Source organism: Methylobacterium sp. J-068, assembly GCF_022829445.1.
Lineage (GTDB): Bacteria > Pseudomonadota > Alphaproteobacteria > Rhizobiales > Beijerinckiaceae > Methylobacterium.
On the sequence record NZ_JAKSXY010000087.1, the window covers coordinates 1 to 11,650 of the forward strand.

9 protein-coding genes and 2 pseudogenes are annotated in these 11,650 nt (G+C 69.7%); 7 read left to right on the top strand and 4 right to left on the bottom strand.

The annotated features are described in order from the left end of the window. Nucleotides 1–225 precede the first annotated feature (225 nt). A pseudogene (locus MKK54_RS14590) lies at nt 226–423 on the bottom strand (1-deoxy-D-xylulose-5-phosphate synthase N-terminal domain-containing protein); the annotation flags it as partial. Nucleotides 424–797: 374 nt separating this feature from the next. Between MKK54_RS14590 and MKK54_RS14595 the strand changes: the two are divergent. From MKK54_RS14595 to ettA, 4 genes are all read left to right on the top strand, one after another. After that, nucleotides 798–1,058: a hypothetical protein gene (locus tag MKK54_RS14595; protein WP_244011898.1), complete on the top strand. Its 261-nt coding sequence runs from the start codon at nt 798–800 to the stop codon at nt 1,056–1,058. Nucleotides 1,059–1,090: 32 nt separating this feature from the next. Continuing rightward, nucleotides 1,091–1,966, top strand: a complete 876-nt coding sequence (locus tag MKK54_RS14600) for a DNA/RNA non-specific endonuclease (RefSeq protein ID WP_409564189.1) — start codon at nt 1,091–1,093, stop codon at nt 1,964–1,966. Between the two features lie 10 nt (nt 1,967–1,976). Next, nucleotides 1,977–2,279 (top strand): hypothetical protein, encoded by a 303-nt coding sequence (locus tag MKK54_RS14605; RefSeq protein WP_244011900.1) that lies wholly within the window; start codon nt 1,977–1,979, stop codon nt 2,277–2,279. A 278-nt stretch (nt 2,280–2,557) separates the two neighbouring features. Continuing rightward, on the top strand, nt 2,558–4,210 hold the full coding sequence (gene ettA, locus MKK54_RS14610) for an energy-dependent translational throttle protein EttA (RefSeq protein ID WP_244011913.1): 1,653 nt from the start codon (nt 2,558–2,560) through the stop codon (nt 4,208–4,210). Between the two features lie 107 nt (nt 4,211–4,317). Here the strand turns inward: ettA and MKK54_RS14615 are convergent, their stop codons facing one another. From MKK54_RS14615 to MKK54_RS14625, 3 genes are read right to left on the bottom strand one after another with little or no spacing between them, the layout of a single operon-like run. Continuing rightward, complete coding sequence (locus tag MKK54_RS14615) at nt 4,318–5,172, bottom strand: formyltransferase family protein (RefSeq protein WP_244011902.1); 855 nt, start codon at nt 5,170–5,172, stop codon at nt 4,318–4,320. Beyond that, complete coding sequence (locus tag MKK54_RS14620) at nt 5,169–5,936, bottom strand: SDR family NAD(P)-dependent oxidoreductase (protein ID WP_244011903.1); 768 nt, start codon at nt 5,934–5,936, stop codon at nt 5,169–5,171. The genes MKK54_RS14615 and MKK54_RS14620 overlap by 4 nt, the downstream gene beginning before the upstream one ends. 31 nt (nt 5,937–5,967) lie before the next feature. Beyond that, the gene (locus tag MKK54_RS14625) at nt 5,968–7,296 is read right to left on the bottom strand and encodes a capsule biosynthesis protein (RefSeq protein ID WP_409564188.1); all 1,329 of its coding nucleotides are present in this window, start codon (nt 7,294–7,296) and stop codon (nt 5,968–5,970) included. A 274-nt stretch (nt 7,297–7,570) separates the two neighbouring features. Here MKK54_RS14625 and MKK54_RS14630 point away from each other — a divergent pair, with 274 nt between their 5' ends. The 3 genes and pseudogenes from MKK54_RS14630 to MKK54_RS14640 form a co-directional block, all read left to right on the top strand. Then, the gene (locus MKK54_RS14630; RefSeq protein WP_244011907.1) at nt 7,571–9,532 is read left to right on the top strand and encodes a capsular biosynthesis protein; all 1,962 of its coding nucleotides are present in this window, start codon (nt 7,571–7,573) and stop codon (nt 9,530–9,532) included. A gap of 8 nt (nt 9,533–9,540) precedes the next feature. Next, complete coding sequence (locus tag MKK54_RS14635; protein WP_244011909.1) at nt 9,541–11,046, top strand: LTA synthase family protein; 1,506 nt, start codon at nt 9,541–9,543, stop codon at nt 11,044–11,046. Between the two features lie 307 nt (nt 11,047–11,353). Beyond that, nucleotides 11,354–11,650: pseudogene (locus tag MKK54_RS14640) on the top strand (sugar transporter); the annotation flags it as partial.

The window sequence follows — 11,650 nt, forward strand, 5'->3', positions numbered from 1 at the left end:
ATCGAAGGGCCCCGGTTTCGTCTTGGGGCATGCAGCGTTCGAGAGTCGGCCCGCGCGTCAGTGCTGTGGGTGGGCTGGATCGAGCGGATGCCAGCAAACGAACGGGTGTGAATTCAGTGTCACGACAAGAAACCTCCCAGAGCGCGCCTTCCCCCACCTCGTCGGAGGCGACGGCGATCCTGGACGGTCTGGGGGAGCCTGCGGCGCCGCGGCTGTTGCCCGAGCGCCCACCCCCGACCCGAGATTCCCCCCGCTGACCGGGACGGCGTCGATCATCTCGGTGCGCACCGCGTCAGCCACCGCCTGGAGCTGGCTCTCGGGCAACAGCCGCAGCGCCGCAGGCTCCCCCAGACCGTCCAGGATCGCCGTCGCCTCCGACGAGGTCGGGGAAGGCGCGCTCTGAGAGGTTTCTTGTCGTGACACTGAATTCACACCCGTTCGTTTGCTGGCATCCGCTCGATCCAGCCCACCCACAGCACTGACGCGCGGGCCGACTCTCGAACGCTGCATGCCCCAAGACGAAACCGGGGCCCTTCGATCGCACTTATAACGCCGTCACGCAGCTTTACCACGCTGCGACGATCGGCACGGCTTGCGGCAGACCGCGCCGGGCCTGCAAGACCGTTCTGGATGACCCGATCGTACCGAGGACGATGGAACGCATTTACGTTCCACACCAACGCTGGCACCGCGGCGCGAAGTCCGGCAGGTAAGCCCGACGCCGGTTCCGATCAACGGGCCCGACCGCATTTTCCGCCCGGCCTTATCACACCGGGGCACGTGATTCGAGGTCAGTCATGTCCTTCATCCGGATCTTCGCCGGCCTCGCCACCGCTCTGATCGTCCTCGGCGGATCGGCCTACGCCGCCGAACCCGATGCCGGTCCGGGGCGCGCCGTCACGTTATCGTGTGACGGTCCGGCTCCGTGCCGTCCGGGGGCCGCGCCCGGTCCCGCCGACCGCGCGGTGCGCCCGTTCAAGGGAAGCCTCGGCCGACCCTGCGCCTATCGCTGGCGCGCCACGCCGCAGGGGACGCGCAAGGTCCGGGTCTGCTTCTAGTGTCCCGAGCCACGATTCGGGCAGCCCTCGTCCTGTTGGCGGCCCTCTGGGTCGCCGATGGCTCCTGCGCCGCGCAGGCCCGCGATTGCACCGGGCTCTTCGCCGACGGCAGGCGACCGGAGATCGTGAACCCGAAGCTCGCGCGAAGCCTCGTGGCGCTCTGCTACGAGGCCTTCGCGGTGCTCCATTCCGGCGTGTCGCGCACGCCGGTCTATGCGACGGAGCGCCTGACGGCGGCGAGCGTCGCGGCCGCGCGCCGCGTGGACCGGACCGACAGCTTCCACGACGAGGACGCCCTGCCGGCCGAGGACCGGGCCCGCCTCGACGATTACGTCCATAGCGGCTTCGACCGGGGCCACATGGCGCCGGCGGGCGACATGCCTACCGGTGAGGCCCAGGCGCAGTCCTTCACCCTCGCCAACATCGTTCCCCAGGACCGGGAGATGAACCGGGGGCTGTGGGCGGCGATCGAGGAGAGCGTTCGCCGCCTCGCCACCCGGCGCGGCACGCTCTTCGTGGTCACGGGCCCGATCTACTCGGGCGACGCCGTGCAGGCGATCAACGGCCGCGTGCTCGTGCCGACGCACCTGTTCAAGGCGCTCTATGACCCGGCGACCGGCGATGCGGGCGCCTACCTCGTCCCCAACCGCGACGACGCGGCATGGCAGGCCCTCTCCCTCGACGCATTGCGCCAGACCGCCGGGCTCGACGTGTTTCCCGGCCTCGCACCCGCCGCGAAGGCGCGGGCGATGGATCTGCCGGAGCCCCGCGCCTTCGCGCGGGGCGAGGCCGAGGAGGGTGCGCGCCGCAGGCCGCGCGCGGACGATTCGTTCGGGGCCTGGGCGCGGGTGGAACTGCACCGCGCCCTGCGGCGCCTGTGGCGCGACCTCATGCGCGCGCTGTTCTGAGGAGGATCCGATGACGAAACGCGCGACGTCCGGGAGCCCGCCGGATCAGCCCCCGGAGCCGGCCCGGTTCGATCCTTTCGCCGACGAGGCCGCCGTCCGGACCATCGGCGGCCTGTCGGTGGAGAACGGGACCGATCGGATCGCCCTTCACGGCTCGATCGATCTCACCCGGGACGCGGCGGGCCTCGCCCATGCGCGGGCGCTCTGCGCGACGCTCGCCGCCATCGTGACGGCCCTGGAATCGGAGGCATTGCCCGAGACGGTCGCCGACGCCACCCGACCCGGCACCTCCGTGAAGAACCCCTTCGCCTGACGGTGCGCGCGCGCCGCGACGCGGCATGACGTGCTTGTGGGTCCCGTTCTTGTGTGTCCTGTTCTTGCCGGTCCGACGCCGCCCTGATACTCCGGCGCAACACTCTCACGCGAAGCGGTTCGACGACGGCGAGCGCCCGATGTCCGGCCGCCATGGCGCGTCACGCGCGGCACGCGGACCGGCTCGACGGAACGCCGTCCGGGACCACGCACACGATCATTCCGGCGATCGGGGCACGCAGGGCGCCCGAGGTCGCCGACACGACGAAGGACACCGATATGGCGCGCGAATTCATCTACCACATGAAGGGTCTCACCAAGACCTATTCGGGTGGCAAGAAGGTCCTCGATAACATCAACCTGTCCTTCTATCCGGATGCCAAGATCGGCGTGCTGGGCATCAACGGGTCGGGCAAGTCGACACTGCTCAAGATCATGGCCGGCATCGACAAGGATTGGACCGGCGAGGGCTTCGTCGCGCAGGGGGCCCGCGTCGGCTACCTTCCGCAGGAGCCGCAGCTCGACCCCAACAAGTCGGTGCGCGAGAACGTCATGGAGGGCGTGGCGGAGAAACAGGCGCTGCTCGACCGCTACAACGAACTCGCCATGAACTATTCCGAGGAGACGGCGGACGAGATGACCGCCCTCCAGGACAAGATCGAGGCGGCCAATCTCTGGGAACTCGACTCGAAGGTCGACCAGGCGATGGAAGCGCTGGGCTGCCCCAGCGACGAGCAGCCCGTCGCGACGCTCTCGGGCGGTGAGCGCCGCCGCGTGGCGCTCTGCAAGCTGCTGCTCTGGGAGCCGGAACTCCTGCTCCTCGACGAGCCCACCAACCACCTCGACGCCGAGACCGTGAATTGGCTCGAAGGTCACCTGCGCCAGTATCCGGGCGCCATCCTGATCGTGACCCACGATCGTTACTTCCTCGACAACGTCACGGGCTGGATCCTCGAACTCGACCGCACCCGCGGCTATCCCTACGAGGGCAACTACTCGGCCTGGCTGGTGCAGAAGCAGAAGCGGCTCCAGCAGGAAGGCCGCGAGGACATGGCCCGCCAGCGCGCGATCAACCGCGAGCAGGAGTGGATCGCCGCCTCGCCGAAGGCCCGCCAGTCGAAGTCGAAGGCCCGCATCACCCGCTACGAGGAGCTGGTGGCGAAATCCCAGGACAAGATCGACGCCTCGGCGCAGATCGTGATCCCGATCGACGAGCGCCTCGGCAACAACGTCATCGAGTTCGAGCACCTGAACAAGGCGTTCGGTGAGCGCCTGCTGATCGAGGACCTGTCGTTCAAGCTGCCGCCGGGCGGCATCGTCGGCGTGATCGGACCCAACGGCGCCGGCAAGACGACGCTGTTCAAGATGATCACGGGTGTCGAGAAGCCGGATGGCGGCACGATCTCCGTCGGCGAGACCGTCCATCTCGGCTACGTCGACCAGTCGCGCGACGCGCTCGATCCGAATGCCACCGTGTGGCAGGAGGTCTCCGGCGGCAACGACATCATCTATTTCAACAAGCGCGAGATCAATTCGCGTGCCTATTGCGCGGCCTTCGCCTTCAAGGGGTCGGACCAGCAGAAGAAGGTCGGCACGCTGTCGGGCGGTGAGCGCAACCGCGTCCACCTCGCCCGGACGCTCAAGGGCGGCGCCAACGTGCTCCTCCTCGACGAGCCCACCAACGATCTCGACATGGAGACCCTTCGCGCCCTCGAGGAGGCGCTGGAGGATTACGCAGGCTGCGCCGTGATCATCAGCCACGATCGCTGGTTCCTGAACCGCATCGCGACCCACATCCTCGCCTTCGAGGGCGAGAGCCACGTGGAGTGGTTCGAGGGCAACTTCTCGGACTACGAGGAGGACAAGAAGCGTCGCCTCGGCGCCGACTCGCTGATGCCGAAGAAGATCAAGTACAAGAAGTTTTCGCGATAAACCTTCGGGCCGCCCTCTTCCTGTGCAGGACGAGGGCGGATCGACCGAGCGCGTGCGGCGCTCAAGAGACGCTTTCCTTCAAGATCGGCCCGGACGGCCTAATGTCGTCAGGCCCGCGCGCTGAGCGCGAGAGCCTCCCCAAGGTCCCGCATGTCCGTGAGCTTGCGCCCGCGCCGGCGTAAGTCTGCGAGAAGCGCCCGGTCCGGAAACGGGCAATAGGGCAGGATCGGCGGGGATTCGCCTGCCGGAAGCGTTCCGTCCACCAGCCGCGCGAGCACGTGCTCCAGCAGAACCCGGCCCTCCTCGTGCAGCAGGATCGCGGCGCGGGTCGCCGTGGTGTCGGCGGGCAGCGCCGCTGCCGTCTGCGCGAGGATGGCGCCGGCGTCGATCGTGACCGCGAGGCGGTGCACCGTGACCCCGAAAGCCGGTTCGGCCTCGGCCAGGGCGTGGATCGTCGGCACGGGACCGCGATGGCGCGGCAGCAGGCCCGGATGGACGTTGAGGCCGCCGAGGGGCGCGCGCGCGAGCGTCGGCCCCGACAGGATCTGGTCGAAATGGAAGGTCACGATGAGGTCGGGGGCGTGGACGGCGAAGGCCCGCGCCACCTCGGGACCGTTGACGTCGTCGACTTTCAGGGTCGGAATCTCGAGGGTGCGGCACAAGGCCTTCAGCGGCGTCGCGCTCGGTGCCGATCCGGCGCCGGTCAGCCGGCGCGACAGCGCGGAAGCCGGCGCCAACAGGTCGGGAAGGCCGAAATTCACGCCGAGATAGGGCAGGATCGTCGGGCCGGAGCGGGCGACGTGGCGGCGGACCTGTCCCACGAGGCCGCCGGAACTCGGGCGCTTCGCGTTGGAGAGACCGACGAACGCGATGTCGGCGGCGTGATCCGCCACGAAGCGACGCACGGCCCGTGCGTTCGGCAGCGCCTCCAGGACGAACAGGGCGATGCGGGGGCGCCTCACCGGCCGATCCGGATCTTGAACTTGAATCCGCTCATGCCGAGGCGCCGCAGGGATTCCGGCAGCAGGGCCGCCCCGCGCGCGGCGGCAGCCAGGATCCACGGGAAGGCGACGATGTCCCGGTCCCGCGCGAGGCCCCTCGCGATGCGGGCGGCCGCGTCCTCGGCGCTGATCTCGAGCGGGCGCCAGCCCTGGTACTCGCTCCCCATCGCGGTCTTCACGTAGCCCGGCGTCACCACGTTGATGCGCACGCCGTGGGGTTTCAGCTTCTCGCGAAGGGCCAGACCATGGGCGAGGAGCGCCGCCTTGGTGCCGCTATAGGCCGGCGCGTCCGGCAGCGGCGCGAAGGCGGCGAGGGACGAGACGAGGGCGATCTGCCCCCGGCCCCGGGTCCGCATCAGGCTCACGCAGGGGAGCGCCACGTTGAGCGCGCCGACGAGGTTCACGTCCACCGTCTCGAAGGCCATGGCCTCGGTCTCGACGTCGCCGCCCGGATCGCCCCCGTTGATCGCGGCGTTCACGATCACGCGGTCGAGACCATGGGCCGCGTCCAGGCGCGTCAGCCATGCGGCGATGGCCGCGCGATCCCGCACGTCCAGACGCTCGGTCTCGACCCGCGAGCCCTTGGCGCGGCACGCCTCGGCCACGGCCTCGAGGCGGACGGCATCGCGGCCGTGCAGGATCAGGTGGTTCGCGGGGCCGGCATAGTGGCGGGCGAGGGCGGCGCCGATGCCGCTCGACGCGCCGGTGATCAGGGTGACGGACATGGCGCCTGCTAGCCCGGCCCCATGTGTCGGATCAATAGACCGGGGCCAGTTGTTCCTGCGCCGAGTCGGTCTCCGCACGGATGGCGGCGGCGGCCGCGAGGGCCGAGGCGGGCAGCACGGCCTCCAGGCGCGGAATGGTGCCCATAATGGCGCGCTCGATGGCCGGGCGGGAGAAGAACCCGCCATTCACCTGCGAGCGATGGAGCACGACGCGCCGGAAGTCCGCCATCAACTCGCTGTCGGGCGGCGTCGGAGCGGTCCAGAACGTGTTCAGTCCGCCCTGGTGGGTCAGGCCGGCCAGATTGTAGATCGCGCTGCCGGCGGCATAGGTCGGGCGCCCGAGTTCGAGGGAGAGCATGCCCACGGTGCTGTTGACCAGCACCACGCCGCTGCTCCCCGAGATCAGGCTCGGCAGGTCGCCTCCGTCGATGATGTCGAGACGGTCGTTGACGCCGTGGCGCCGGGCCGAGTGGCGGGCGTATTTGCGCCAGTTGATGAGGCCGCTGTCCAGCGGATGCAGCTTGATCAGGAGGCGCGTCGGCGCCGCCGAGTGCGCGGCGAAGGACGCGATCGTCCGATCCATGAAGGCCTCGACCCCGAGGAAGGGGGAGTGGACACGGATCTGGTAGTCGCTGTCGAGTTGCAGCGGCAGCAGGAAATAATCCGCCTCGATTGCCACGTAGGCTTCGTTGAGGCGTGCCGCCTCGCGGCGGGTCCGGGCGCGGCGGGAGAACTTCTTGATCCAGCCGGCATATTCCACCGCGATGTGATGCGGCCGGTGGCTCCGGAAATGCGGGAAGAAGTACGGAAAGCCGAAATTCGCGATGTTGTAGGCCACGTCCCAGATGCTGCGGCGGGCCATGTCGCCGCTCGAGGGCATGGCGCGGCCCGGCTGCGGCAGGCGCCGGGCGATGGCGCGGATCTCGTCCGCCGTCTTCGGCAGCGGCGAGTGGCCATTCACGCCCCCGAGTTCACAGGTGATCCAGTTCGGCCGCAGGTAACCTTCCTCGAAGACGTGCAGGCGAACCCCGAACGGCTCGGCCGCGGCGGTGGCGGCCACATGGTAGGGCCGGCAATCCCCGAACAGGATGATGTCCGTCACGCTGTGCTCGCGCACGTACTCGGCGACGTAGCCGCCCCAATTGGCGAAAGTTCCGCGATAATTGTCGGAGGGCAGGCGCCAGAACAGCCAGTCGCCGGACGAAAAGTTGATGCGCCGAACCTTGTGCCCGCGCGCCTGGAGGGCACGACCGAGATCGGCGAAGAAGGGAGAGGCGATTCCCTGGAGGAAGAGAAAGGTCGCCGGTCCGTCGCGATGCATGTCTGCCTGGGGATGCATGTCTGCGCGGGGCTGAAGCATTCTCAGGACGCCTGCTCCTGCGCCCGTGTCGGTCACGGGCCGCCTTGCACGGGGAATTCCGTCGCACGGCCCAACCATCTCATCAATTGGGCGCTGGTGGGGCCATGAAGGATTTCTGTGGGTCTGTGCTTTCGCGGTGACGGTCTCATCCACAGGCGCCCGAACGTTTCACGCGGGCGCCGATCCATACCGGGGCAGAATGTTCGCGCCGCCATCGCGCCCTGGCGTGGGATGGTGGTAAGGCAGCGGCCAGTCGTTTCGAGCGAACAGGTCCATGCCTTCGAACTCGCCGTCCCCGGTCTTTTCCACAGGCCGGACCATCCGGGCCCTGCGCGGGCAGATCGAACGCGCTGCCGGGATCGTCTTCGGTCCGCCCTGGCGCTCCGGAGCGGCGCCCGCATTCTGGGAGCGAAACCCGCTGGCGGACGCGGCATCGCGGTTCGGCCGCGCGCCGCTCCTGGTCGAGCCCGGCCCGCTGCTGACGCCCTACGACACCCCCTTCACCGGCATGGCGAGCTTGCGCCTGTCCGGAGCCGGCCTCCACACTCGGGCGTCGGGCGACACCACCGGAATCGATCTGGCCGCGCTGAGGGCCGCGCGCACCTTCGGGCGGAATCGTTTTGCGCGGGACGATGCGCAACTGATCAGCGACACGCTGGCGGGGCTGCCCGCGGCCTCGCTGATCCTCGCCGAGGGCAGCCTCGCGCGGTCGTCGGCACGGCTGCGCGCCGTCGTGGCGCGCGCCGAGGCGCGATATCCGGAGGAATCCTTCATCGTGGCGGGCAGCGAGGGCTGTCCTGTCATCCTCGCCGCTTCGCCGGAACGCCTGCGCATCATCGGCCGCCCGGTCGATCCCTGGGCCCTGTTCCCGCGCGTGCGGCGGGTGCTGGTCGCGGATTGGCGTCACGCCTGCGAAGCCCGGCTGGCCGGCGCGGAGGTCGTCTGCCTCGGCGATGCCGGCAAGCCGCCCGGATCGGACGCGCCGACGACGGAGGAACTGGTGGCGCTCCGGTACGGTGGCGGCACGCACTACTTCGATCCCTGGACGCGTGAGCCGATTTCGTTCGGGGATTGCCTGGAGCGCGTGGTCTGGCTGCGCGGCCGCTTCGCCGGCAACGACCGGCCGACGGTGCTCGTCGGCATCTCGCGCTGGAAGCGGCCGGCCCTCGACGCGTTCATGCGCGGGCCGCACGGCGACCCCATCCACACCATGACGGCCGAGGACGCGGTCGCGGCCGCGCGGTTGCACCGGGCCCGCGTTCTCGTCTGGGCGACGCGGATGCCGGAGCGGCTGGAACCGCTCTGCGCGGAGGAGGGCGTTCCCCTGGCCCGCATCGAGGACGGTTTCCTGCGTTCGGTCGGGCTCGGGGCGAGCCTGCAGCCGGGTGCTTCCATCGTCGTGGACGATCGCGGCATCTACTACGATCCGCGCACGGAGAGCCGCCTGGCCACGATCCTGCGCACCGCCACCTTCGCGCCGGACCTCGTGGCGCGCGCCCGGGCGCTGCGCGAAGGCGTGATCGAACGGCGCCTCACGAAATACAATGTCGGGCTGAGCGAGGACACGGCGACCTGGCCGAAGGACCGGCGCATCGTGCTGGTGCCGGGGCAGGTCGAGGACGATGCTTCCGTGATGCACGGGTCGCCCATCGTGCGCTCGAACCGCGACCTTTTGCGGGCGGCCCGCGCCCGCAACCCGGATGCCTTCCTGCTCTACAAGCCGCATCCGGATGTCGAGGCCGGGTTCCGTCCCGGGACGATCCCCGAGGCGGAGATCCTCGGCCTCGCCGATCGGATCGTCGGAGGGCTCTCCATCGTCGACCTTCTCGATCGCGCGCATCACGTCGAGACCATGACCTCGCTGACGGGGTTCGAGGCGCTGATCCGGGGACTGAGCGTGGCGGTGCATGGCCGCCCGTTCTATTCGGGCTGGGGCCTGAGCGAGGATCTGGCACCCGGCGCCGACCGGGGCCGACGGCTCGCCCTCGACGAGCTGGTCGCCGGCACGCTGCTGCTCTATCCGCTCTACCTCGATCCCGTCGCGATGAAGCCGTGCTCGGCCGAACAGCTCCTCGACCGCCTCTCGGCGGCCCGGGACGCGGCCGGGCCGTCGCGTCTCGCCCTCAGTCGGGGCGCTCTCCTCGTGATGCGCGCCCGCTACGCCGTCCTGAATCCACTCGTGCGCAGGCTTCGTGAGAAGCGCGGCGTCACCAAGGCCGAGGATCCGAGGCGCTGACTTCTTCGATGACGCTGCTCGCGAGCCTCGCCGTGACCCTCCCGCTCAGCCTCGCCATTGAGGCCTTCGAGGGCGGACAGGTCCGGCCGGTCGGACGCCGCCCGGCGGATCTGGCCATCCGGTTGGCCGGATACGCGCTTCTCATGGCGTTCTGGTTCGAGTTTTCCTGGCGGCCCTGGCTCGCGGGGTTCAGCGTCGTGCTGACCGTGGCGATCCTGAGTCTCATCAGCCGGTTGAAGCGCGACATCATCGGCGAGCCGCTGGTCTTCAGCGATTTCGCCCTGTTGCGTCAGGTCCCACGGCACCCGGAGCTCTACTACACGCGTCCCTTGAGCGATCCGCGCATGGCCGGTCCGATCCTGATCGGACTCGCCCTGGTGGTCCTGTGGTACGGCGTCGAGCCGACGATCCTGCCGGCCGATCCGAGCGTGGCCGTGCTGGCGCTGCTCGCTTTGCCGCTGACCCTCCTGTCGATCGTGGCGCTGTCGGGAGAAGGCCGCCTCGCGCAGGGGTTGGCGCGCCTCTTCCCGGCACCGGCCCTCGACGCCGACGTGGCCCGATACGGTCTTCCGGCGACGATCATCGGCTACGCCCTGCGCTGGCGGGCGAGCCGGCGCGCCGAGCACGATCCGCCGCCGTCGCGGGTGTCGCTCGGTGGCACGGATGCCGTCGTGGTCGTGGTGCAGCTCGAATCCTTCGTCGATCCGCAGCGTCTCGGCGGCGCCCGCCTGCCGCTGATGGACATCATCCGGACGCGGGCCGCCCGGTACGGGCGCCTGCGTGTGCCGGCGCACGGCGCCTACACGATGCGGACCGAGCACGCCGTCCTCACGGGGCGCGGTGCCGACGAACTGGGGTTCGGCGTCTTCGATCCGTACCTGACCCATGGCGGCTCCGAGCCGACGAGCCTGGCCGCGCGCGCCCGCGCCGCCGGCTTCGAGACCCTCTTCGTGCATCCGTTCCATCGCGATTTCTTCAACCGCGCCGAGGTCGTGACCCGGCTGGGTTTCGATCGCCTGATCATGGAGGCCGACTTCGCCGGCGCGCCGAGGGTCGGGCCCTATGTCGGCGACGTCGCCCTGGCCGAGCGCGTGCTGGCGGAGGTGCGGGCGCGGACGGGGCCGCTGTTCCTGTTCTGCGTCACGATGGAGAACCATGGCCCCTGGAAGCCCGGCCGCCTGCCGGGCATCGACGATCCGCTGGCCCAGTACTTGACGCACGTGACGCATACAGGCCGCGCCGTCGAAGCCCTAATCGCGGGTCTCGAGGGGCTGCCCGCAACCCTCTGCGTCTTCGGCGACCATGCGCCCGCCCTGGAGAATTGCAGGCCGGGCTTCGGAGGCACGACCACGGATTACGCGATCTTCCGATTCGGAGCGACGTCCGAGGCATCCGCGGCCGCCGAGGAGACGCCCCAGCGCGAGGACCTCGACGCCGATGCCCTCGGGCGCCTGCTGCGAAGCGCGTTGGATCCGTCCGTCCGCGCGCCAAGCGTGGCTTTGCCACCCTCGTGACGTAATGGTGATCGACAGGACGATCGTGATCGGCCCGATCGGAAGGCTGTCTCGTGAGAGGACGGCCTGATAGGAAGGCAGTCTTGGATGTCTGGACGATCCGTTAAACCGATCGCAGCGTTTAGGCCCTATCCGAGGAGTCGACGGTCGCGGGTGCGCGATCGGTCGGCGGCGCTCGGGCGGCCGCCGATCGACGCCGCGGCCGCGACGGTGGGATGAGTTCATGGTGGCGTCGTCCGCGCGCCTCGTGTCGAGCGGACGAAGCTGCCGGGTCGTCGCATCGCGCGGCCCGGCCTGGAGATTGACAATGGTGCGACACGCAACCCTGGCGGCCCTGGCAGCATGCCTGGTGTCCGGCTGCTCATCGCTCCTGCCTGCGGCCGGTCCGACGACCGGCGCGGTGATCGACGGAGCCGACGTCTCGACGAGCGAGGGCACCTTCGCGCGCTACGAGATCGTCGATCTGTCGGCCGCCACGGTGGAAGCCCTGCGCGGCCGCGCCCTGGACAGCCTGCTGGCCTCCTTCGGCGACAAGCGCCAGGCCCTCGAGCCCGTCATCGGGGTCGGCGACTTCGTGGCCGTCTCGGTCTGGGAGGCCGGCTCC